The organism is Streptomyces sp. NPDC002790 (assembly GCF_040295505.1).
Taxonomy (GTDB): Bacteria; Actinomycetota; Actinomycetes; order Streptomycetales; family Streptomycetaceae; genus Streptomyces.
In genome coordinates, this window is the sequence record NZ_JBEOVM010000104.1 from 1 (window position 1) to 22,594 (window position 22,594).

Below are 22,594 nucleotides of genomic sequence, written 5' to 3' on the forward strand. Positions count from 1 at the left end.
GTGGCCGACGCCCGCCGTCCTCGTTGCGCGGCACCGTGGCGCCGCCTTGCCCACCCTGCCGCCCAAGGCGGCAGATTGCCCAAGGCGGCGACGGCCCGCCGTCGCGGGCGGGTGAGCCGGCTACCGGTGGCAGATTACCCAAGGCGGTGGCGGCGCGTCGTCGCGGGCGGGGAGCCGTTCCGGCGGCGGATACCCAAGGCGGTTGTGGCACCCCGCGAGGCCGACGCCCCGGAGGGGGCAGGTGGGTGGGAGATGAGCGGGGGGCACGGCCGCCGCCCGCGGGAAGCCGGACAAAATCGCGCCCCTGGGGCGGCAGCCATCGCGTGCCCCTGCGGCGGGTGGGCAAAAATTAAGCCCCTGCGGCGATTGAGCAGCGGGGTACGGGGCGGAGCCCCGATCTTTTGAGGCCCGTCGGCGCTTGAGGTGCGGAGGGGTGATGACAGGTGTCACCAGGTCACCCCGGGGTAGGCGCGGACGCGTCAAGTGTCCGTGCATACCCAGGAGTCACCGTGCCACTGCCCGCGCCCAACCGCACCACAACCACCGTCGGCCTCGCCACCCTCACCCTCCTCGGCGGGATCGCCCTCGGCGCGGGCGCGGTGAGCGCGAGCCCACCCGCCGAGCCGAAGGTGCAGAACTCGTTCGACTCCCTCGGCGCGGACGTCCGCGCCGCCGACCTGTCCTCGGGCCGCACCGCGCACTACACGGACTCCGGCCCGGCCGACGGCACCCCCGTGCTCTACATCGGCGGCACCGGCACCAGCGCCCGCGCCGTCCACATGACCGACTTCATGCGCACCACCAGAGAGAACCTGGACCTCCGCATGATCACGGTCGAGCGCAACGGGTTCGGCGACACCGACTACGACCCGAAGCTCGGCAAGGCCGACTACGCCAAGGACGCCCTCGAAGTCCTCGACAAGCTCGGCGTGAAGAAGTTCAAGGTGATCGCGATATCCGGCGGCGGCCCGTACGCCGCCGAGATCGCCGCGAAGGCCCCGCAGCGGATCAGCGCCCTGCACCTCGGCGCCGCCCTGCCCCCGTACGGCGAGAAGTCCGCTTCCTGCGATCTGACGGACGACCAGATGGCGGCCGCCGTCAAGGACGAGATCAAGGACCCGCGCAAGTGGTGGGCCTTCCCCGACGACAGCCCGGTCAAGTCCATCCCCGGCTTCGCGGACACCGCGTACGAGGAGGGCGCGCGCACCTACAACCAGCGCGGCCAGCAGGCCGATCCGGCGCCGCAGGTGCACGAGCAGCGGCTTTACTGCGACCGTCCGGGACCCGACCTGTCCAAGCTGAAAGCGCCGGTGTTCCTCTACCACGGCGACAAGGACACGACCGTGCCCGCGAGCACGCTCAAGGCCTGGCGCGACAACCTTCCCGACACGGCGCCCGTGAAGACCCGTACGTACGCCGACTCCGGGCACGACGTCCAGTACCGCCACTGGGACCAGATCCTGGTCGACCTGGCGGGCCGCTCCGACCGCACGGTCGTCTGCCACGGCAAGCGGACGCGCGCGCTGCCGGCGGGCGAGGCGGACGCCCTGGTCACCAAGAAGCGCGCCACGCTGGGCAGTTGCGCCTGGAACAAGTAGGGCCCACCCGTAGCAGCACCCGCTAGTCGGTCGCGGCGGCCGCGAGCCCTCCCAGCAGGAGGGCCGTGAACCGCCGCACCCACTGCGCGTCGGCCGGCTCCGCGCTCACCAGGGTGCGGTGCACGACCGCCCCCGCCGCCACGTCGAAGATGAGATCCGCCATGGCCGCGGCGGCGGCCGGGTCGGGGGCCGACGGGAGTTCGCCGCGGCGCTCGGCCCGCGCCCGGCCCTCCAGTACGAGCCGCTTCTGGCGGTCGACGATCGACGTACGGATCCGGTCCCGCAGCGGGGCGTCGCGGGTCGACTCGGCGACCACGGCCATCAGCGCCGTCTTCGTCTCCGGCCGGCCCAGGATCGCCGCGAACTGCCGCACCACGCCCTCGACATCGGCGGCGAGCGAACCCCGGTCGGGCAGTTCGAGCTCGTCGAAGAGGACCGCGACCGCGTCCACGACGAGCTCGCTCTTGCCCGGCCAGCGGCGGTACAGCGTCGTCTTCGCGACACCCGCGCGCGTGGCCACGTCGCCGAGCGTCAGCTTCGACCAGCCGAGCTCCACGAGCGCTGCCCGGGTCGCCTCGAGAATCGCCTCGTCCGCCGCGGCGGAACGCGGACGCCCTGTCCGAACGTTGGGGGGAGTGGGGGACGGCGTGCGGCTCTGCATGGTCGTCGACCATACCGGCGGGTACGGCCGAAAGATCGCGTGAGGCAGATCACCGGGTGTTCGCCGGATCCCTGTTTCCGTGCTCCGGCCATGGCAGTTACGCTACGAGGCGTAGCGAAAGCTCGATCTCGTACGAGAGTCTCGGATCTGCACCCCGGGGCGGCCCGGACGAGCGGCAACCACAAGGCGCCGGGTGGGGACCCGGTGCCGAAAGCACACCAGGCCGAGTCCGTCCCGTGCCTCCAGATGCGTCTCGCATTCCGGCGGGAAGTGCACGGGGCAGGACCCGGCCCACAACCGTCCGCGGAAGGGGGAGACTGTACGCATGCAGCCACGGAACATGTCCATGAGCGGAGTCGTCGACCTCGCCGCGGTGAAGGCGGCCCAGGAGGCCAAGGCGAAGGCGGAGCAGGCGCGCGCCGAGCAGGCCCGCACGGGCGGGGGCGGCGCCGTGCCGCCTTCGAGCCTGGTCATCGACGTCGGTGAGGCGGACTTCGAGAGCGCCGTACTGCAGCGCTCCGCCGAGGTGCCCGTCGTCATCGACTTCTGGGCCGAGTGGTGCGAGCCCTGCAAGCAGCTGAGCCCGCTGCTCGAGCGGCTCGCCGCCGAGTACAGCGGCCGCTTCGTCCTCGCCAAGGTCGACGTCGACGCCAACCAGATGCTGATGCAGCAGTTCGGGGTCCAGGGGATCCCGGCCGTCTTCGCCGTTGTCGCGGGCCAGGCCCTGCCGCTCTTCCAGGGGGCCGCCCCCGAGGAGCAGATCCGCGGCACCCTCGACCAGTTGATCCAGGTCGCCGAGGAGCGCTTCGGGCTCACCGGCATCGCGGTCGACCCGGAAGCGGAGGGCCGGGCCCCGGTCGAGGAGGAGGAGCCCCCTGCGGGCCCCTACGACGCCCTTCTCGAAGCGGCCGTGCAGGCCCTGGACGCCGGCGACTTCGACGGCGCCGTGCAGGCCTACAAGAACGTGCTGTCCGACGACCCGGGCAACTCTGAGGCCAAGCTCGGCCTCGGTCAGGCGCAGCTCCTCCAGCGCGTGCAGGGGCTCGACCCGCAGCAGGTCCGCAAGGACGCCGCGGAGAAGCCCGCCGATGTGCCGGCGCAGATCGCGGCGGCCGACCTGGACCTGGTCGGCGGTCATGTCGAGGACTCCTTCGGGCGGCTCGTCGAGACGGTGGGGCGTACGGCAGGCGAGGACCGCGACGCGGCGCGTGTGCGACTGCTCGAACTGTTCGAGGTCGTGGGCGCCGACGATCCGCGCGTCACGACTGCGCGTACGGCTCTGGCCCGAGTTCTCTTCTGAGTCGTCAGTGACCAGTTGTTAAACGCTGCGGCTTGTGATGCCGGAGTGAAAATTCTGTCTACAGGGGCGCACAGCGGCCGCGTTTTGCCAAAACTTGGCAATCGCGGCCGCTGTTACTTGGAGTAAGTCGGACCCGATCTTCTGTCCGGTTCCATCCCGTATTCAACCCGTATGGCAACTCGCCCGACCGTACCCTGAGTTGTTGTTCGGTGCCGCTCCGTCGGTGTTCGGTTATCCGTCCGTTACCCGTGAGTAACGAACCCCCTTGTGTCTGCGCCGCGAATGCACCACGATCGGGCACGCTCGGTCCTCTCCCCACCGTCCGACAGCCAATCGCGCGGCGGGGTTTTTGGGTCCCCACCGGGTGGTCGACGGCGAACCAACGGGAGCGCCGGCGGTCTTGGACAGGGGGGTCTCAGCCGTTCGGCTGGGCCTGTCCGGCAGGTTGCGCGTGAAGGCTCAGGTGCGACCAGTGGTTGTCGCTCGGGGGTGATCGCCGGTGATCAGGGTGCGGACAAAGACACAGACCAAGCACTCCCGATGCGGGCGCTCTCCTTCCCGAGGACGTAGCACTTCTCCCATCCCTGCCCGGCTGAGCCGCCCCAAGTGGCTGTCAGGGCCGGAGATGTACGTCCGAGAAGGAGGAAAAGTCATGAATTCCATGATTCGTGGCGGAACCAGATGGAAGCGGTTCGCCGTAGTCATGGTGCCGAGCGTCGCGGCTACTGCCGCGATAGGCGTGGCCCTGTCCCAGGGTGCGCTCGCGGCATCGTTCAGTGTGTCGGGTCAGTCGTTCAAGGTGGCGGCGGACTCTCTCGACGGCAAGGGTTTCGTCCAGTACGGAGCCGTCGACTCCGGCAAGACGGGTAACCACCCGGTCGCCGTGGTCGGCATGAAGTCCGCGACGATCAACAACCTCTGCCAGTCGGTGGTTGTCCCCGTCCCGGTCTTCGGCGATGTCTCGATGAAGCTGTCGGCCGGTGCGGACAAGAGCGCCCCGGTCGAGGCCAAGACCCTCTACATCGACGCCGATGACCTGAAGGCCGACGCGACCTTCAAGAACATCGACATCGGTGTGGCGGCGGGTGACGCCAAGAAGGGCCCCGGTATCCACCAGGGCGACAAGGCCGACCCCAACGCGTTCGCCCAGCAGGCCGACTCGGTTCACTTCGAGAACGTCGAGCAGCGTGCGTGGGCCACCACGGCCGGCACCTTCAAGCTCTCCGGCCTCAAGATGAAGGTCCAGAAGGGCAAGCACGAGTGCTACTAGGCCCACAGGGCCCGTGTACGGGCCGGGGTCTTGGCACTTGATGTGCTGAACGGCCGGGCGCGGGGGCACTCGCAGTGACGTGAGGTCGTCCCCGTGCCCGTTTCCGGACAGCCACCATCACCACAGATCAACGCCTTTCCCGAGGAGCTGTACGACATGAGCGCCGAAGCGCACGAAGGACTGGGCTCCAAGCTTGGTCAGATGCGCCAATCGTTCCGAGGGTGGCGCGGTCAGCGCCCGTTCTGGGGCGGCCTGCTGTCAATCCTCGGCGGCCTCCCGATCATGTACTTCCCGTACGCGAACCTCGCGATCGGCAATATGACGATCAAGATGGCGACCACGGCCGGTGCCGGTTCGCTCATCATCGGCATCTTGCTGGTCGTGCTCGGCCTGACGATGTGGTTCCAGCCGCACTCCCGTGTGTTCGCGGGTGTCGCGGCGATTCTTCTCGCCCTGGTCTCCCTCGTGGTTTCGAACTTCGGCGGCTTCGTCATCGGTTTCCTGCTCTCCCTCGTCGGCGGTGGCCTCGGCATCGCCTGGGCGCCGGCCGAGCGGCAGGACGATTCGGCAGGGAAGGGCGGTGACCGCGCCACGTCCTCCCCGGACGAGGCGCCGGTCGTGCCGCCGGTTGCGGGAGCCACCTATCAGGTCGCGGGCGTGAACGACGACGTGTCAGGGACGAGCCCGAACAACGGGACGAACGGGAGGCACCGTGCCGGCTGATGAGGTGCACCACGAGGGCTCCGCGGAGCCCCGTGCGAGAACCGGGCCGCGGCATGCGGCGCGGCGGCATGCGGCACCAAAGAAGCATCTCTTCACCAAGATGCACATGCCCGCGGGCAAGGCGGTGGCGATCGCGGCCATGCCCACGGCCGTGCTCATGGGGCTTGGACTGACGCCGACGCTCGCGTCGGCCAAGGACAACCCGACGAAGTTCTCGGTGGACGACTACAAGGCGTGCGCCGACGCCGTCGATGCCAACAAGGACGATGGGTCCGACGAGGCGAAGGACAAGGCCAAGGAGTCGACGAAGCCGACCCCGACGCCGTCCCCCTCCGCCTCCAAGGACAGCGCCGAGGAGAAGAAGGAGAAGGCGACCCCGACTCCTTCGCCGTCCGCATCCGAGTCCTCCAAGGGCTCAGACGCCTCCGACGACAAGGACGCGGCCACGCCGTCGCCCTCGGCTTCGGAGACCAAGAACCCCCTGGACCCGCTGGGCGTCGGCGACGCCCTGAAGAAGGCGTTCACGCCCGACGACAAGGAGTCGGAGAGCGCGACTCCTTCGCCGTCGGCGTCGGAATCCTCTGGCGGCCTGCTCGGTGACACCACCGACAAGGCGGGCGACACGGTCAAGGACACGACCGGGTCGGTCAAGGACACCACCGACAAGCTCGGCGACACGGTCAAGGACACCACCGACAAGGTCAAGGACACGACCGACAAGGTGGAGGACGCGGCCAAGGACGCGACCAAGAACGTGGGCGACCCGAAGGGCTCCGGCGATGTGCCGGAGAACTGCCCGGTGGCCACGGACGCGTCCGGCGCCGACGAGGACACCCCGGCCCAGCTTCCGGACAAGTCGTGGAAGCTGCAGGCCAGTTCGCTCCTGCTCAAGGGCGCGGACTACAAGGGCCTGGTGGACGTCCGGATGGCCGACGGGTCGACCAAGCGCGTCATGAAGTACATCATCTCCAAGGGCACGGACATCGGTGATCTGCACCAGATCGCCCCGGGCCCGAACGGGAAGTTCTTCCACATCCGGTCGGACAAGGGCTCCACGTCCACCATCCGCGACGGGCAGACGACGATGTACACGGAGGAGCTCTCGGGCAATCTGCTCGGGCTCATTCCGCTGACGTTCAACGCCAAGAACCCGCCGCCGATCAACCTGCCGACCCTGTTCTTCACGAACGTCAAGGTCACGCAGGCCGCACAGTTCGGCGGGACCCTGCACGTGCCCGGTCTGCACACCACGGTCGAGGACAGCTGACCGTAGTCCCAAGGTCCGTCCGGGAGCCGCGTACGACAAAGGGCGCCCCCCTCAAGGGGGCGCCCTTTGTCATGCGCTCAAGGCCGTGCGCGCGGGCGAATGCGGCGGGTCAGTCGCGCTGCTCTCCGCCGAGGTGGTGCACCCGGACCATGTTGGTGGTGCCGGGGACGCCGGGGGGCGAACCGGCCGTCATGACCACGGTGTCGCCGTCGTTGAAGCGGTTGAGCCTCACGAGCTCGGCGTCGACCAGCTCGACCATGCCGTCGGTGTTGTCCACGTGCGGCACGACGTGCGACTCGACGCCCCAGCTCAGCGAGAGCTGGTTGCGGGTCTCCTCGTCCGTGGTGAACGCCAGGATCGGCTGGGCCGCGCGGTAGCGGGAGAGCCGGCGGGCCGTGTCACCGGACTTGGTGAAGGCGACCAGGGCCTTGCCGTCCAGGAAGTCCGCGATCTCGCACGCGGCGCGGGCCACCGAACCACCCTGCGTACGCGGCTTCTTGCCGGGCACGAGCGGCTGCAGGCCCTTGGAGAGCAGTTCCTCCTCGGCCGCGACGACGATCTTCGACATCGTCTTGACGGTCTCGATCGGGTACGCGCCGACCGAGGACTCGGCGGACAGCATGACCGCGTCGGCACCGTCCAGGATCGCGTTCGCGACGTCGGAGGCCTCGGCGCGCGTGGGGCGCGAGTTGGTGATCATCGACTCCATCATCTGGGTCGCGACGATCACCGGCTTGGCGTTGCGGCGGCACATCTCCACGAGGCGCTTCTGCACCATCGGGACCTTCTCGAGCGGGTACTCGACGGCCAGGTCACCACGCGCGACCATGATCCAGTCGAAGGCCGCGACGACGCCCTCCATGTTGGCGACGGCCTGCGGCTTCTCGACCTTGGCGCCGACGGGGACGCGGCGCCCCTCCTCGTCCATGATCTTGTGGACGTCCTTGACGTCGTTCGCGTCGCGCACGAAGGACAGGGCGACCATGTCGCAGCCCATCTTCAGGGCGAAGCGCAGGTCCTCGATGTCCTTCTCGGACAGGGCCGGGACGTTCACCGCCGCGCCGGGCAGGTTGATGCCCTTGTGGTCGGAGATGACACCGCCCTCGACGACGATGGTCTTCACGCGCGGTCCTTCGACCTCGACGACGCGCAGCTCGACGTTGCCGTCGTTGATCAGGACCTGGTCGCCCTTGGAGACGTCGCCGGGCAGACCCTTGTAGGTCGTGCCGCAGATCGACTTGTCCCCGGCCACGTCCTCGGTGGTGATGGTGAACTCGTCACCGCGCACCAGCTCGACGGGGCCCTCGGCGAAGGTCTCCAGGCGGATCTTCGGGCCCTGGAGGTCGGCGAGCACACCCACGGCGCGGCCCGTCTTCTTGGCGGCGGCGCGAACACGGTCGTAGCGACCCTGGTGCTCGGCGTGGGTGCCGTGGCTGAAGTTGAATCGGGCCACGTTCATGCCGGCCTCGATCAGCGAGACGAGCTGCTCTTCGGAGTCGACGGCGGGGCCCAGTGTGCAGACGATTTTGGAACGGCGCATGGGGGCGATCCTATCGGTTTGTTTCGCTACGGAATATTCCGTCTGGTGGAATCTACAAATGGGCGGAGGTGTGCTCAGTCGTTGCGGCTTCGGACCAGCGCGTAGGTCTGCTGCGCGATCTCCAGCTCCTCGTCGGTCGGCACCACGGCCACGGCCACGCGGGCGTATTCGGGGGAGATGAGCCGCGGTTCGTCGGAACGTACGGAATTGAGCTCTCCGTCGACCGCGAGGCCCAGCTCCTCCAGGCCCGCGACCGCAGCCTCGCGCACCGGCGCCGCGTTCTCGCCGACCCCGGCCGTGAACACGACCGCGTCCACCCGGCCGAGTACCGCGTAGTACGAGCCGATGTACTTCTTCAGGCGGTGCACGTAGATGTCGAACGCGAGCCGCGCCTCCTGGTCGCCCTCGTCGACGCGGCGGCGGATCTCCCGCATGTCGTTGTCCCCGCACAGTCCGATCAGGCCGGACTTCTTGTTGAGCAGATTGTCGATCTCGTCCGCCGACATCTTGGCAACGCGCATCAGATGGAAGATGACGGCCGGGTCGACATCTCCCGAACGCGTGCCCATCACGAGCCCTTCGAGCGGCGTGAGTCCCATCGACGTCTCCACGCACTGCCCACCGCGGACCGCGGAGGCCGAGGCGCCGTTGCCCAGGTGCAGCACGATGACGTTGACGTCCTGTGGCCGCTTGCCGAGCAGTTCGGCCGTCTTGCGGGACACGTACGCGTGCGAGGTGCCGTGGAAGCCGTAGCGGCGCACGCGGTGCTCGTCGGCGGTCTTCACGTCGATCGCGTAGCGGGCGGCCGACTCCGGCATCGTCGTGTGGAACGCCGTGTCGAAGACGGCGACCTGCGGCAGGTCGGGGCGGAGCGTCTGGGCGGTGCGGATGCCGGTCAGGTTCGCCGGGTTGTGCAGCGGCGCCACCGGGATGAGCCGCTCCACCTCCTTGAGCACCGCGTCGTCGATGACGGTCGGCTGCGTGAACAGCTTGCCGCCGTGCACCACGCGGTGGCCGATCGCGGCCAGCTCGGGGGAGTCGAGGCCGAGCCCGTCCTGTGCCAGTTCCTCGGCGACCAGTTCGAGCGCGACCTTGTGGTCGGCGATCGGCCGGTTCCGCTCGCGTGAGTCGCCGCCGGCCGGGGTGTGCTTCAGGCGGGAGGTCTCCTCACCGATCCGCTCGACCAGGCCCAGGGCCAGGCGCGCGTTGTCACGCATGTCGAGGAGCTGGTACTTCACCGACGAGGAGCCGGAGTTGAGGACGAGGATGCGGGTCGCTGCCACGGGTGTCATGCCTTTTCGGTGGGGGTCTGGGCCTGGATCGCCGTGATGACGACCGTGTTGACGATGTCCTGCACGAGCGCGCCGCGGGACAGGTCGTTGACCGGCTTGCGCAGGCCCTGCAGGACCGGCCCCACGGCGATCGCGCCGGCCGAACGCTGCACCGCCTTGTACGTGTTGTTGCCGGTGTTGAGGTCGGGGAAGATCAGCACGCTGGCCTGGCCCGCGACCTCGGAATCGGGCAGCTTGGTGGCCGCGACGGTGGGCTCGACCGCTGCGTCGTACTGGATCGGCCCCTCGATCTTCAGGTCGGGCCGGGCCGCCTTGACGATCTCCGTGGCCTCCCGCACCTTGTCGACGTCGGCGCCCGAGCCCGAGGTGCCGGTGGAGTACGACAGCATCGCGATCCGCGGCTCGACGCCGAACCGGCCGGCGGTACCGGCGGACTGCGTGGCGATGTCCGCGAGCTGCTGGGCGTTCGGATCCGGGTTCACGGCGCAGTCGCCGTAGACGAGGACCTTGTCGGCCAGGCACATGAAGAAGACCGAGGAGACGATCGCGGCGTCCGGCTTGGTCTTGATGATCTCGAACGCGGGCCGGATCGTGGCGGCCGTGGAGTGCACGGACCCCGACACCATGCCGTCGGCGAGCCCCTCCTGGACCATCAGCGTGCCGAAGTAGTTCACGTCGGCGACCACGTCGTGGGCCAGCTCCGGGGTGACGCCCTTGTGGGCGCGCAGCGCCGCGTACGCGTCGGCGAAGCGTTCCCGCAGCGCCGAGGTCTGCGGGTCGATGATGTCGCTGTCGGCGAGGTCGACGCCGAGGTCGGCGGCCTTCTTGCGGATCTGCTCGACCGGGCCGAGCAGCGTCAGATCGCAGACGCCGCGGCGCAGGAGTACGTCGGCGGCGCGCAGCACGCGTTCCTCGGTGCCCTCGGGCAGCACGACGCGGCGCTTGTCCGAGCGGGCCCGCTCCAGGAGCTTGTGCTCGAACATCATCGGCGTGAGGCGGTCGGAGGACGGCGCCTGGATGGTCTTCAGCAGGCCCGCCGTGTCGACGCACCGCTCGAAGAGGCCGAGGGCGGTCTCCGCCTTGCGCGGCGTCGCGGCGTTCAACTTGCCTTCCATGGCGAAGAGTTCGGCCGCCGTGGGGAAGGAGCCGCCGGCCACCGCGATCACCGGGGTGCCGGGCGCGAGTCGCTCGGCGAGCTTGAGGATCGCCTCGCCAGGCTGCTCGTTCAGGGTCAGGATGACGCCCGCGATCGGCGGCGTGCCCGCACTGTGCGCGGCGAGCGCGCCGACGACCAGGTCCGCGCGGTCGCCGGGCGTGACGACCATGCAGCCGGGCGTCAGGGCGTTGAGGAAGTTCGGCAGCATGGCGCCGCCGAAGACGAAGTCGAGGGCGTCGCGCGCGAGCCCCGAATCGTCGCCGAGCAGCACCTTGCCGCCCAGCGCGTGGGTGATCTGGGCGACGGTCGGCGCGGCGAGCGCGGGCTCGTCGGGCAGCACGTAACAGGTGACCGGCAGCCGCCCCGCGAGCTGCTCGTGCACGTCGGCCCGGTCCGCCGGCGCCACGCGGTTGACGACCATCGCGAGGACGTCGCAGCCCAGGCCGTCATAGGCGCGGTAGGCGTTGCGGGCCTCGGCGCGTACCGATTCGCCCGTCTGCTTCTTGCCGCCGACGACCGGGATCACGGAGGCGCCGAACTCGTTGGCGAGGCGGGCGTTGAGCGCCAGCTCGTCCGGGAGCTGGGTGTCGGCGAAGTCGGTGCCGAGCACGAGCACGACGTCGAATTCGCGGGCGACGTGGTGGAACCGGTCGACCAGGCGCGAGACCAGCTCGTCCGTGCCCTGCTCGGCCTGGATCGCGGAGGCCTCGTGGTAGTCGAGCCCGTACACCGTCGCCGGGTCCTGCGACAGCCGATACCGGGATCGCAGCAGGTCGAATAGCCGGTCGGGGCCGTCGTGGACCAGCGGCCGGAAGACCCCCACCCGGTCGACCTGGCGGGTCAGCAGCTCCATGACCCCCAGCTCCACGACCTGCCGGCCGTCTCCGCGATCGATCCCGGTCACGTACACGCTGCGCGTCACGCGTGTTCTCCGTTTCCCTCGTGGTCCTACGCGTTCGTGGTCCCACGCGTTCGTAGTCCTACGTGTTCCAACCCGGCGTTTCCGGATTGATTCGGCCTCTTTCGGGTCAAAAAAAGGCGCGCAATGGAAGCCGTGCCCTCTTGACAATACCTCCGGCGGTGGTTAGGTCGCCCGCCGGACAGAAGGCCTTTTCCCATGGGTCCAAGTGCCCATGGAACCCCTGCCGAAGCTCCCTGCACAGCCGAGCGGGAGCGCATCGCCTCCAAGAGCGTGGAACAATCGGCATCGCTCACAGACGTACCAGCAGCGAGCAGGAGACACAGCACGATGCGCATCGGAGTTCTCACCGCAGGCGGCGACTGCCCTGGACTGAACGCCGTGATCCGGTCGGTCGTGCACCGAGCCGTCACGCACTACGGCGACGAGGTGCTCGGTTTCGAGGACGGCTACGCGGGGCTGCTCGACGGCCGGTACCGACCCCTCGATCTGAACGCGGTCAGCGGCATCCTCGCCCGCGGCGGCACCATTCTCGGCTCCTCCCGCCTGGAGCGCGACAAGTTCAGGGCGGCCTGCGAGAACGCCAAGCAGCTCGCCGAGGAGATCGGTTTCGACGCCCTCATCCCGATCGGCGGTGAGGGCACGCTGACGGCGGCGCGCATGCTCTCCGACGCGGGCCTGCCGGTCGTCGGCGTACCGAAGACGATCGACAACGACATCTCCTCCACCGACCGCACCTTCGGCTTCGACACCGCAGTCGGCGTCGCCACCGAGGCGATCGACCGGCTCAAGACGACCGCCGAGTCCCACCAGCGCGTCATGGTCGTCGAGGTCATGGGCCGGCACGCGGGCTGGATCGCCCTGGAGTCCGGGATGGCGGGCGGCGCCCACGGCATCTGCCTGCCCGAGCGGCCCTTCGACCCGTCCGACCTGGTCAAGATGGTCGAGGAGCGGTTCTCCCGGGGCAAGAAGTTCGCCGTCATCTGCGTCGCCGAGGGCGCCCACCCCGCCCCCGGGACCATGGACTACGGCACCGGCGAGATCGACCAGTTCGGCCACGAGCGCTTCCAGGGCATCGGCACCGCCCTCGCCTACGAGCTGGAGCGCCGCCTCGGCAAGGAGGCCCGCCCGGTCATCCTCGGCCACGTGCAGCGCGGCGGCACCCCCACCGCGTACGACCGCGTGCTCGCGACCCGGTTCGGCTGGCACGCCATGGAGGCCGTGCACCGCGGCGAGTTCGGCAAGATGACGGCGCTGTACGGCACCGACATCGCGATGGTGCCGCTCGCCGAGGCGGTCACCGAGCTCAAGACGGTCCCGAAGGACCGGATGGACGAGGCGGAGTCGGTCTTCTAGACGGCCGGTCCTGCGGGGGCTACGGATGACGGATCCTGGACCAGAACTCGTCCAGGATCCGCTCCAGGAACAGCCGCCCCGCGTCCCCGGACCTCGGCGACATCCCACCGCCCCAGCTCAGCGTGGCGGCCATCAGCGCCTGGTACTCCAGGTGCATCTCGTGCAGTACGTCCTCCAGCTCGCGGCGCTGCACCGGCACGAGCCGGGCGATCGGCCGCACGGACCCCTGCCAGCGCGTCCGCGCCGCGCCCCGCAGCAGCTCCGCGAGGTGCGTGTCACGCCCGGTCACCGTCGCGAGCGCGCGCGGGCTGAGCCGCAGCGTCTCGGCGAGCGCCGCCGACTGCCGGTCGTTGCCCTGCCAGTCGCCCGTCTCCTCCATCCGCAGATACGAGTGGATCTCCAGGCCGACTGAGCGGGCCACGTCCTCCGGGGCGAGCCCCAGCGCGAGCCGGTGCTCGCGCAAGGTCCGCGGCACGCCGATGAGTTCGCTCAGCGAGCACCACAGGGCCCCCGCGAGCGCGGTCAGTTCACCGGACGTCGGCGCCGCGTCGCCCCGCTCCCACGCGATGATGACGTCCGGCGTGATGTGCGCGAGCCCGTACGAGGCACGCATGCCGTACGCGACGTGCCCCGGCGCCATCCCGAGCGCTTCGCGCAGGCGCCGGGCGGCGGGGGCGTTGAAAGGTGGTGTCGGCTGGTTGGGCATGGCCTCGTGCTGCACGGCCACAAAGTAGGGGGTCACACGGCGTTTGGCTACAGTCCGCGCTCAACCCTTCACCGCACCGCTCAGCGCGAAACCGCCGCCGAAGCGCCGCGACACCAGGACGTACAGCAGCACCACGGGCGTCGAGTAGATGATCGAGAACGCGGCGAGCTGCCCGTACACGACGGTGCCCCGGTTGCCGAAGAAGTCGTTGATGCTGACCGAGGCCGGCATCTGGTCGGGGGAGAGCAGCAGCATGAACGGGACGAAGAAGTTCCCCCACATCATCGCGAACGAGTACACGGTGACGACGGCGACCCCGGGCCCCATCAGCGGCAGCACGATCCGCACGAGCCCTTGGAACGTGTTCGCGCCGTCCGTCCAGGCCGCCTCCTCCAGCTCCTTCGGCACACCGTCCATGAAGTTCTTCATCAGCCATACGGCGAACGGGAGTTGGGACGCGGCGAAGAAGTAGATCGTGCCCGCCATCGTGTCGATCAGGTTCACCTGCACGAACAGCGCGTACACCGGGACCATCACCGCCGTGATCGGCAGGCAGGTCGCGAACAGCGTCGTCGTGAGGAACGGGTTGTTCAGGCGTGAGCGGTAACGGGAGAGCGGATACGCGGCGAGCGCGGCGCAGGCAACGGTGAGGGCCGTCGCGCTGCCGCACAGGATCAGCGAGTTGAGCAGCGGCGTGAAGGTGATGTCGGGTTTGAGGACGTCGTCGAAATTGCCGAACGTCAGCTCCGATGGCCACTTCACCCGCAGATTCGCGTCCGCGTCGACCGACGACAGGACGACCCAGGCGAGCGGCAGCGAGAAGGCGAGCGCGACGAGGATCAGCGCCGCGTCCGCCGAGAGTCGTCTACGGATCCGGGTCCTCACTCAGTCCTCCGCGCGCAGCAGCCGCATGTACACCAGCGAGAACAGGGAGCCGACGACGAGCAGCAGCAGCGCCACCGCGGTGCCGTAGCCGATCATGCTCTTCTGGAAGGCCTGTTCGTACATGAACAGGGGCAGGGTCTGGCTGTGATTGCCGGGCCCGCCACGGGTCATCACCCAGATCAGGCCGAAGACCGACAGCGTCTGAAGCGTGTTCAGCATCAGGTTCGTGCCGATGGAGCGGCGGATCATCGGCAGCGTGATGTGCCACAGCCGCTGCCAGGCGTTCGCCCCGTCCACCTCGGCGGACTCGGTGACCTCCGTGGGGATCTCGCGGAGCGCCGCCGAGTACACCAGCATCGAGAAGGCGGTGCCGCGCCACATGTTCGCGAACGACACGGCCAGGATCGGCAGCGTGAACAGCCAGTTCTGGCGCGGCAGTTGGAGCCAGTCGAGGATCGCGTTGAGAGTGCCCTCGCGGCGGAAGAACGCGTACAGCAGAAACCCGGCGACGACCTCCGGCAGCACCCACGCCGTCACCACGACCGCCCCGGTGACCGTCCTGACCGGCTTCGACGCCCGCTGCATCAGCGCCGCGAGCGCGAGCCCCAGCGTGTTCTGGCCGACGATCGACGACAGGAACGTGAAGACCAGCGTCAGCCGGACGGCGTTCAGGAACGCGTCGTCCCTGAACGACGCCGTGAAATTGTCGAAGCCGACGAAGGACGACTTCGCCTGCCCGGTCAACTGCAGGTCGGTGAAGGCGATATAGGCGCAGTACGCGATCGGGCCCGCGAGGAAGAGGGCCATGAGGACGGTCGCCGGGGCGATCGGCACGAGCCGGAGGGTCGTGCTGCGACGGGTACGGGTCACGGTGCCACTCGCTTCTCCCAACTCCCTCCCACTCAAGGCTTCTTGACGACCTTCCCGTCCGTCGCCGTCCTCACTTGATCGTCGTACGTCGACGCCGCCTTGTCGACCGAGGCATCACCGGTCGTCACCGACTCCATCGCCTCCTGGATCGCCGTCGAGACCTTCGGGTACGCGGGGTAGGCCGGCCGGTAGTGGGTGCTCGCCACCAGATCCGTGAAGAACTTGATGCCGGGCTGCGCCTTCACGTACGCGGGGTCGGCGGCCACGTCCTTGCGCACGGCGATACCGGAGTTGGCGATGTACCAGCGCTTCGCGTTCTCCTTGGTCTGCATCGTCTTGATGAAGTCGAAGGCGAGGTCGGGATTGGCCGCCTTGGCCGGGACCGCCCAGGTCCAGCCGCCGGACATGGAGACCTTGCCGGGCGCCTGGCCCTCCTGCGTCGGCATGTGGGCGAGGCCGAGCTTCTGCGACCACTCGGGCCACTCGTGCCCGCTGCCCTTGATCCAGTCCTGCGGCAGCCAGGAGCCGTCGAGGTTGATGCCGAGCCTGCCCTCGGGCATCAGCTCGCCGCGCACCTGGGTGGGGAAGTTCGGGTCGAGGGCGTCGGAGACGTCGGGGCCGAGCTTCTCCTTGAAGACCGTCCGCACGAAATTCAGGCTGTCCTCGAAGGCCTTCGAGCCCGTGACCCACTTGCCCGTGGCCTTGTCGTAGAGCGGGTCCGCGGTCCCTGCGCCGGTCCCGGTCCCGTAGAGGAGCATCTGGAAGCCCTGCATCGTCGACGCCTCGCCGGCCGGCTTTCCGGTGTAGACGTTCAGCGGGGTGACGCCGGGGACCTTCTGCTTGATGGTGCGGGCGGCGTCCAGGACCTCGTTCCAGTTCTTCGGCTGCCAGGGAGTCTTGATGCCGGCTTTCGCGAGGATCGCCTTGTCGTACCAGAGGCCGCGGGTGTCGGTGCCGTCCGGGACGCCGTATGTCTTCCCGTCCCGCGCCTTGGCCGCCGTCTTCGCCGTGTCGATGAACTGGCCCCAGTCCGACCACTTGCCCAGGTAGGAGTCGAGCGGCTTCAGATATCCGCTGGCGATGTCGGAGTTGATGAGGAAGGTGTCCTCGTAGACGAGGTCCGGGGCCGTCCTCGGCGAGCGGAGCATCTGCTGGAGCTTGGTGTAGTACTCGGCGTCCGGCGCCTTGATCGGGACGAACTCCACCTTCTTGCCGGGATGCGCCTTCTCGAACTGCTTCTTCATCGCGGCGAGGTAGTCGTCCATGACCTTGACCTTGTTGTCCATGGACTGCTTGAAGGACACCTTGACGGTGTCCGAGTCGCTTCCGGAGCCGCCGCCGCAGGCGGTGAGCGTCGCGGCGGCCAGCAGGGCGGTGGCGGTGAGGATCGGGGCGGTGGGGCGCACGGGCACGACCTCCTACGGAGCATCGCGGGCTTCGTTGCCTCGCGGGGCTGCCGTGAAGGTATGAGCGGCGGGGATCAGGGTCAATGGGTGGTGCAAGTTAGGTAAGCCTAAGCTAAGTTAGTCTTCGGGTGGCGTCGCAACGCCCCCATCCGCAAAGGAGATTGACGCAGCATGCCTCGAATCACTCCCAGCATCCGCCGTTCCGCCGCCGTCGCCGTGGCCCTCATCGCGGGCGCCACGCTCGCCCCGGCGGCCGCCGCGAACGCCGACACCGGCGCCACCGCATCCGCCTCGGTTCCTGTCACCAAAGGGCTCTACCAGTCGGCGTACTCGGAGCGGAACCACGCCCTGTGGACCACGTCGGCGGTGGGCCGCCCTCCGGTGACCACGTCCGCGCTCACCAAGCTCGACCCGGTCACGCTCAAGGTCGAGGCGACGTACACGCCGCCGGTCACCGACGCGGCCACCGGCGCCGTCGAGGCGGTCTACGGCATCGCGGTCGACGACGAGCACAACACCGTGTGGGTCACCAACACCCGTGACAACTCGGTCGCCGTCTACAGCCAGCGCGACGGCTCCCACCTCGCCACGCTGCCGAACGTCAACCACGCCCGCGAGATCGTCGTGGACGAGAAGCACGACACCGTGTGGGCGAGCGGCTTCGGCGACGGCAGCGTCGTCGGCTTCGACAGCCGTACGTTCACCGAGAAGAAGCGCGTCACCGTCGAGGGCGCGGGCCCGACCGGCCTCACCGTCAACGAGCGCAACGGCACGGTCTACGCCGCCGACCTCACCAACGACCAGCTGATCGAGGTCGCGCGGAAGTCCACGAAGCCGCGGCTCATCCCGGCCGGCGACGGCCCGATCTCCGTGGCCCTCTCGAAGAACGGCCGCACCGCCTACACCGCCGACAACGTCGCGGGCACCGTCTCCGTCGTCGACCTGAACAAGGGCCTGGTCACCAAGTCCGTCCCGACGGGCGAGGGCACGCTGTCCGTGGCGAGCGACGACCGGTCCGGCAAGCTCGTCGCCGTCAACCGCACCGACGCGACCGCCACCGTCGTCGACCCGCGCAAGGGCTCCGTCGTCAAAACGGTGAGCACGGGCGCCAACCCGAACCACGTCGAGGTCGCGCGCGGCACGGCGTACGTCGTGGACAAGTCCGGCACGGGCCCGGCGGGCGAGGACACCCTGACGCGCTTCCGCGTCCGCTGAGTCTCCTGGCCCCTTGTTGTCTGGTCCCTGGTCGGCTACTTCCAGGTGTAGACGAGCTCCGGGCGGCCCACCTGCCCGTACTGCGGGCTGCGCACGGCCCGCCCGGAGTCGACCAGGTGCTCCAGGTAGCGGCGGGCCGTGATCCGCGAGATACCCACCGTCTCCGCGGCGGCCGCCGCCGTCAGACCCTCGGGCGCCTCCCGCAGCGTGCGCGTGACGCGTTCGAGGGTGGGCGCGCTCAGCCCCTTGGGCAGCGCGGCGGGGGCCGGCGAGCGCAGGGTGGCGATCGCCCGGTCGACCTCGTCCTGTCCGGACGCCTCACCGGTCGTCGCGCGGTACTCGGCGTAGCGCACGAGACGGTCCCGCAGCGTCGCGAACGTGAACGGCTTCAGCACGTACTGCACGACCCCGAGCGACACCCCCTCCCTGACCACCGCGAGATCCCGCGCCGACGTGACCGCGACGACATCCGCCTGATGCCCGGCCGCGCGCAGCGAGCGGGCGAGCGAGAGCCCGTGGCCGTCCGGCAGGTGCAGGTCGAGCAGCAGCAGGTCCACGGGGTTGCGGTCCAGGAACCGCCTGGCCTGCGCCGCCGAGTGCACCTTCCCCACGGCCGTGAACCCGGGAACCCGCCCGACGTACAACGCGTGCGCGTCCGCAGCCACGGGGTCGTCTTCGACGACGAGGACCCGGATGGTGCGGTCGGCGTCACTCATGGGTTCCTCTTCCTGCGGATCTTCTGGCGGAGTCTGCACTATCGGCCTCGCCACTATCAGCCCCGCCGGCGATTGAGGCGCGGGGTCCGGGGCAGAGCCCCGTGGCCGTAACCCCGTCCGGGGCCGAGGACTCGGGGCTCCGCCCCGGACCCCGCGCCTCAATCGCCGCAGGGGCTTGATTTGGCTCAGCCGCCGCAGGGGCTTGATCGGCCATGGGCACCCGCACCGTGAACTCCGCGCCGCCCACCGCCGACCGCTCAAGGTCCAACACCCCACCACACCGGGCCAACGCCTGCCGCACAAGCGCAAGGCCCAACCCCCGCCCACCCGTCCCGGAGGGCATCGCCTTCGTCGACCACCCCCGCTCGAAGACGGAGTCGACATGCTCCGGATCGACCCCCGGCCCCGTATCCGAGACCCGCAACAACAGGACATCGTCATCGGTCCGCGCGGTCACCGTGACTCGCGCCCCGGACGACCCCTGCGCCGCGTCGACCGCATTGTCGACAAGGTTCCCCAGCACGGTGACCAGGTCCCGCGCGGGCAGCACCTGCGGCAGCAGCCCGTCGTCGATCCTGGTGTCGGCCGACACCACCAGCTCCACACCGTGCTCATTGGCCTGCGCCGCCTTCCCCAGAAGCAGCGCCGCCAGCACCGGCTCGTGCACCGCCCCCACGACCTGATCGGTCAACGCCTGCGCCAGCTCCAACTCGGCGGTCGCGAACTCCACCGCCTCGTCCGCCCGCTCCAGCTCGATCAGCGAGACAACCGTGTGCAAGCGGTTCGCCGCCTCGTGCGCCTGCGACCTGAGCGCCCGCGTGAACCCCCGCTCGGAGTCCAACTCGCCCATCACCGCCTGGAGTTCGGTGTGGTCCCTGAGCGTGACGACCGTGCCGCGCCGGTCACCGCTCGCCACCGGAGACGTATTGACGACGACGACACGGTCGAGCGTCAGATGCACCTCGTCGACCCGCGGCTCGGCGGCGAGCAGCGCACCCGTCAACGGCGCCGGCAGCCCGAGCCCGGCGACGGACCGCCCGACGACGTCGTCCCCTTCCTCGACGCCGAGCAGCACCCGCGCCCCGTCGTTGATGAGCGCGACCCGCCGCTGCCCGTCCAGCATCACGAGCCCCTCGCGCACGGCATGCAGCGAGGCCTGGTGATACGCGTGCATCCGGCTCAGCTCGCCCGCGTTCATCCCGTGCGTGTGCCGACGTAGACGGGCGTTTATGACGTACGTACCAATACCGCCGAGCACCAGCGCGGCAAGCGCGACCCCCGCGACGGCGAGCACCTGCCCCCGCGCCTGAGCGGTGATGACATCGACCGTGATCCCGGCGCTGACCAGCCCGATGATCCGGTGCCGCCCCTCGTCGTACACGGGCGTGACCACCCGCACCGAGGACCCGAGCGTCCCCGTGTACGTCTCCGAGAACGTGTGCCCCTTCAAGGCCGGCCCGATGTGCCCGAGGTAGCGCTCCCCGATCTGCCGCTCGTCGGGATGCGTCCAGCGGATCCCGTCCGGATCCATGATCGTCACGAAGTCGACGCCGGTGTGCCGCTGCACCTCACGCGCGTACGGCTGCAACAGCCCCGTCGGATCCGCGGCGCCGGAGGCCGCCTCGCGCACGGACCGCGCGTCGGCGACGGCCCGCGCCGTGGCCGTGGCCTGACGCCGCGCGCTGTCCTCCGCCTGCCCCCGGTCACTGACATACGTGAAGAGCGCACACCCCGCCACCACGACGGCCACCAGCACGACCTGCATCGCGAAGAGCTGGCCCGCCAGGCTGCGGGGACGGGGAAGACGCATGCGCAACAGTCTGCCTCTTCGTATAAGCACGAACTAAATGAACGGAAGGGTGACGGTCCTCACCGGGGGGAGAGATAGTCGCCAAGATTCGCAGGACGTGAGCCGCACGGACTGGGACTGATACGCCGAAGCCGTCGTTCAGGAGGAACCGTGGCCGAGACCGACACCGCGAAGCCCGCCCCGCCCGCGAAGCGGGACCGCACTCACTATCTCTACATCGCCGTGATCGTGGCCGTGCTGCTCGGTATCGCAGTCGGCTTCGCGGCGCCCGACTTCGCCAAGGAGCTCAAGCCCATCGGCACGGGCTTCGTGAACCTCATCAAGATGATGATCTCGCCCATCATCTTCTGCACGATCGTCCTCGGCGTCGGCTCCGTCCGGAAGGCCGCGAAGATCGGCAAGGTCGGCGGCCTCGCCCTCGGCTACTTCATGGTGATGTCGGTCGTGGCCCTCGCCATCGGCCTGCTCGTCGGCAACCTGCTGCACCCCGGCGACGGCATGCACCTCACCGAGGCGGTGAAGGGTGCAGGACACACCGCGGCCGAAGAAGCCAACGAGGGCCCCGTCGACTTCATCCTCGGCATCATCCCGACGACGATGGTCTCCGCCTTCACCGGCGACTCGGTCCTCCAGACCCTGCTCGTCGCACTGCTCGTCGGCTTCGCCCTCCAGGCCATGGGCCGCTCCGGCGAGCCCGTCCTGCGCGGCGTCGAGCACATCCAGAAGCTCGTCTTCCGGGTCCTCGGCATGATCATGTGGGCCGCCCCGGTCGGCGCCTTCGGCGCGATGGCCGCGGTCATCGGCGAAACGGGCGTCGACGCCCTCAAGGCCCTCGCCACGATCATGGTCGGCTTCTACGTCACCTGCGCCCTGTTCGTCGGCATCGTGCTCGCCACGATCATGCGCCTGGCGACGGGCTTCAACATCTTCATGCTGCTGAAGTACCTGGGCCGGGAGTTCCTCCTGATCCTCTCGACGTCCTCGTCGGAGTCGGCCCTGCCGCGTCTGATCGCGAAGATGGAGCACCTGGGCGTGAGCCGCCCGGTCGTCGGCATCACCGTCCCGACCGGATACTCCTTCAACCTCGACGGCACCATGATCTACCTGACCATGGCGTCCATCTTCATCTCGGACGCTCTGGACCAGACGATGTCCGTCGGCGAGCAGATCGGTCTGCTCCTCTTCATGATGATCGCGTCGAAGGGCGCGGCGGGCGTCTCCGGCTCCGGCATCGCCGTCCTCGCCTCGGGCCTCCAGTCCCACAAGCCGGGCCTGGTCGACGGCGTCGGCCTGATCATCGGCATCGACCGCTTCATGAGCGAGGCCCGCGCCCTCACCAACTTCGCGGGCAACGCGGTGGCTACGTTGCTCATCGGTACGTGGACCGGAGAGGTCGACCGGGACCGCGTGAAGCGGGTCCTCGCCGGCGAGCTGCCCTTCGACGAGCGCACGCTCCTCGACTCCGGCACCTCCGACTCGGACTCCGACTCGGACGTTCCGACGCCGCGCGACGGCGGGGCGAAGGAGCCGGTCGGAGCCTGACCCCTCAGCGTCTCCGTAGGGGCGGGGCCCGGTGCGATGCGTCGTGCCGGGCCCCGCTTTTGTGCCGTGGGGGCAGGTGGCGTAGAGTCCTTCGAGTTGCCCACAGGGCGGCACCCCAACCACCTGCACGATCTCCCGGACCGGGATTCTATTCGGCGTGCCCGAATTCAATTCTGAACCCCCGATTAGCTCGGGGGCCGGGAATCCGCTAAAGTTTGGAACGTCGGAACGGCCCAACAGCCGGGAAGACAAGCCCCTCTGACTGGGAATCAGGCCCGAAAGGATCTGATAGAGTCGGACTCGCCGGAAAGCCGAAAGGCCGGAAAGCGAAGCGGGACCGAGGGAAATCGGCCGGTGAAACG

The 22,594-nt window shown here is 69.2% G+C and carries 18 protein-coding genes; 8 read left to right on the forward strand and 10 right to left on the reverse strand.

The window, feature by feature from the left end; translation table 11 throughout:
• The first annotated feature begins 509 nt into the window (after window positions 1-509).
• Entirely contained in the window at window positions 510-1,598 is a 1,089-nt protein-coding gene (locus ABT004_RS29860) for an alpha/beta fold hydrolase (RefSeq protein ID WP_351342865.1), read from the forward strand.
• Between the two features lie 22 nt (window positions 1,599-1,620).
• On the opposite strand, the gene ABT004_RS29865 is transcribed toward ABT004_RS29860, so the two are convergent.
• Entirely contained in the window at window positions 1,621-2,259 is a 639-nt protein-coding gene (locus ABT004_RS29865; protein WP_351342867.1) for a TetR/AcrR family transcriptional regulator, read from the reverse strand.
• A 325-nt stretch (window positions 2,260-2,584) separates the two neighbouring features.
• Here ABT004_RS29865 and ABT004_RS29870 point away from each other — a divergent pair, with 325 nt between their 5' ends.
• The 4 genes from ABT004_RS29870 (at window position 2,585) to ABT004_RS29885 (ending at window position 6,819) form a co-directional block, all read left to right on the forward strand.
• Window positions 2,585-3,559 (forward strand): tetratricopeptide repeat protein, encoded by a 975-nt coding sequence (locus ABT004_RS29870; protein ID WP_351342868.1) that lies wholly within the window; start codon window positions 2,585-2,587, stop codon window positions 3,557-3,559.
• A 652-nt stretch (window positions 3,560-4,211) separates the two neighbouring features.
• Complete coding sequence (locus tag ABT004_RS29875) at window positions 4,212-4,829, forward strand: DUF6230 family protein (RefSeq protein WP_351342870.1); 618 nt, start codon at window positions 4,212-4,214, stop codon at window positions 4,827-4,829.
• Window positions 4,830-4,985: 156 nt separating this feature from the next.
• On the forward strand, window positions 4,986-5,552 hold the full coding sequence (locus tag ABT004_RS29880) for a DUF6114 domain-containing protein (protein WP_351342872.1): 567 nt from the start codon (window positions 4,986-4,988) through the stop codon (window positions 5,550-5,552).
• Window positions 5,542-6,819, forward strand: a complete 1,278-nt coding sequence (locus tag ABT004_RS29885) for a hypothetical protein (RefSeq protein ID WP_351342874.1) — start codon at window positions 5,542-5,544, stop codon at window positions 6,817-6,819. The genes ABT004_RS29880 and ABT004_RS29885 overlap by 11 nt, the downstream gene beginning before the upstream one ends.
• 109 nt (window positions 6,820-6,928) lie before the next feature.
• On the opposite strand, the gene pyk is transcribed toward ABT004_RS29885, so the two are convergent.
• The 3 genes from pyk to pta form a co-directional block, all read right to left on the reverse strand.
• Window positions 6,929-8,359, reverse strand: coding sequence for a pyruvate kinase (gene pyk / locus ABT004_RS29890; protein WP_351342876.1), 1,431 nt, complete (start codon window positions 8,357-8,359; stop codon window positions 6,929-6,931).
• Between the two features lie 74 nt (window positions 8,360-8,433).
• Window positions 8,434-9,642, reverse strand: a complete 1,209-nt coding sequence (locus tag ABT004_RS29895) for an acetate kinase (RefSeq protein WP_351342891.1) — start codon at window positions 9,640-9,642, stop codon at window positions 8,434-8,436.
• Window positions 9,643-9,647: 5 nt separating this feature from the next.
• Window positions 9,648-11,729, reverse strand: a complete 2,082-nt coding sequence (pta, locus tag ABT004_RS29900) for a phosphate acetyltransferase (protein WP_351342877.1) — start codon at window positions 11,727-11,729, stop codon at window positions 9,648-9,650.
• 327 nt (window positions 11,730-12,056) lie between these two features.
• Between pta and ABT004_RS29905 the strand changes: the two genes are divergently transcribed.
• Window positions 12,057-13,082, forward strand: a complete 1,026-nt coding sequence (locus ABT004_RS29905) for a 6-phosphofructokinase (RefSeq protein ID WP_351342879.1) — start codon at window positions 12,057-12,059, stop codon at window positions 13,080-13,082.
• A gap of 19 nt (window positions 13,083-13,101) precedes the next feature.
• Here ABT004_RS29905 and ABT004_RS29910 read toward each other — a convergent pair whose 3' ends face one another.
• From ABT004_RS29910 to ABT004_RS29925, 4 genes are all read right to left on the reverse strand, one after another.
• A complete protein-coding gene (locus ABT004_RS29910) occupies window positions 13,102-13,788 on the reverse strand; it encodes a helix-turn-helix domain-containing protein (protein WP_351342893.1) in 687 nt (228 codons plus the stop codon).
• Window positions 13,789-13,848: 60 nt separating this feature from the next.
• Complete coding sequence (locus ABT004_RS29915; protein ID WP_351342881.1) at window positions 13,849-14,673, reverse strand: carbohydrate ABC transporter permease; 825 nt, start codon at window positions 14,671-14,673, stop codon at window positions 13,849-13,851.
• Window positions 14,674-15,480 (reverse strand): carbohydrate ABC transporter permease, encoded by an 807-nt coding sequence (locus ABT004_RS29920; protein WP_351342895.1) that lies wholly within the window; start codon window positions 15,478-15,480, stop codon window positions 14,674-14,676.
• A gap of 95 nt (window positions 15,481-15,575) precedes the next feature.
• Complete coding sequence (locus tag ABT004_RS29925; RefSeq protein ID WP_351342883.1) at window positions 15,576-16,949, reverse strand: ABC transporter substrate-binding protein; 1,374 nt, start codon at window positions 16,947-16,949, stop codon at window positions 15,576-15,578.
• A gap of 171 nt (window positions 16,950-17,120) precedes the next feature.
• Between ABT004_RS29925 and ABT004_RS29930 the strand changes: the two genes are divergently transcribed.
• Window positions 17,121-18,164: a YncE family protein gene (locus ABT004_RS29930; protein ID WP_351342885.1), complete on the forward strand. Its 1,044-nt coding sequence runs from the start codon at window positions 17,121-17,123 to the stop codon at window positions 18,162-18,164.
• A 35-nt stretch (window positions 18,165-18,199) separates the two neighbouring features.
• Here ABT004_RS29930 and ABT004_RS29935 read toward each other — a convergent pair whose 3' ends face one another.
• Together ABT004_RS29935 and ABT004_RS29940 are read right to left on the reverse strand one after the other, a co-directional pair.
• Entirely contained in the window at window positions 18,200-18,880 is a 681-nt protein-coding gene (locus ABT004_RS29935) for a response regulator (protein ID WP_351342886.1), read from the reverse strand.
• Window positions 18,873-20,690 carry a sensor histidine kinase gene (locus ABT004_RS29940; RefSeq protein WP_351342888.1) on the reverse strand — a complete coding sequence of 606 codons (1,818 nt, stop codon included), beginning with the start codon at window positions 20,688-20,690 and terminating at the stop codon, window positions 18,873-18,875. Before ABT004_RS29940 ends, ABT004_RS29935 begins: the two co-directional genes overlap by 8 nt.
• 150 nt (window positions 20,691-20,840) lie before the next feature.
• Between ABT004_RS29940 and ABT004_RS29945 the strand changes: the two genes are divergently transcribed.
• Window positions 20,841-22,232, forward strand: coding sequence for a cation:dicarboxylate symporter family transporter (locus ABT004_RS29945; RefSeq protein WP_351342889.1), 1,392 nt, complete (start codon window positions 20,841-20,843; stop codon window positions 22,230-22,232).
• Window positions 22,233-22,594 lie beyond the last annotated feature (362 nt).

Excerpts from the sequence above, each read along its gene's own strand:
- ABT004_RS29865 (WP_351342867.1), bottom strand. The coding sequence starts at position 2,259 with ATGCAGAGCCGCACGCCGTCCCCCACTCCCCCCAACGTTCGGACAGGG.
- ABT004_RS29870 (WP_351342868.1), top strand. The coding sequence starts at position 2,585 with ATGCAGCCACGGAACATGTCCATGAGCGGAGTCGTCGACCTCGCCGCG.
- ABT004_RS29875 (WP_351342870.1), top strand. The coding sequence starts at position 4,212 with ATGAATTCCATGATTCGTGGCGGAACCAGATGGAAGCGGTTCGCCGTA.
- ABT004_RS29880 (WP_351342872.1), top strand. The coding sequence starts at position 4,986 with ATGAGCGCCGAAGCGCACGAAGGACTGGGCTCCAAGCTTGGTCAGATG.
- pyk (WP_351342876.1), bottom strand. The coding sequence starts at position 8,359 with ATGCGCCGTTCCAAAATCGTCTGCACACTGGGCCCCGCCGTCGACTCC.
- ABT004_RS29905 (WP_351342879.1), top strand. The coding sequence starts at position 12,057 with ATGCGCATCGGAGTTCTCACCGCAGGCGGCGACTGCCCTGGACTGAAC.
- ABT004_RS29910 (WP_351342893.1), bottom strand. The coding sequence starts at position 13,788 with ATGCCCAACCAGCCGACACCACCTTTCAACGCCCCCGCCGCCCGGCGC.
- ABT004_RS29920 (WP_351342895.1), bottom strand. The coding sequence starts at position 15,480 with ATGGCCCTCTTCCTCGCGGGCCCGATCGCGTACTGCGCCTATATCGCC.
- ABT004_RS29930 (WP_351342885.1), top strand. The coding sequence starts at position 17,121 with ATGCCTCGAATCACTCCCAGCATCCGCCGTTCCGCCGCCGTCGCCGTG.
- ABT004_RS29935 (WP_351342886.1), bottom strand. The coding sequence starts at position 18,880 with ATGAGTGACGCCGACCGCACCATCCGGGTCCTCGTCGTCGAAGACGAC.
- ABT004_RS29940 (WP_351342888.1), bottom strand. The coding sequence starts at position 20,690 with ATGCGTCTTCCCCGTCCCCGCAGCCTGGCGGGCCAGCTCTTCGCGATG.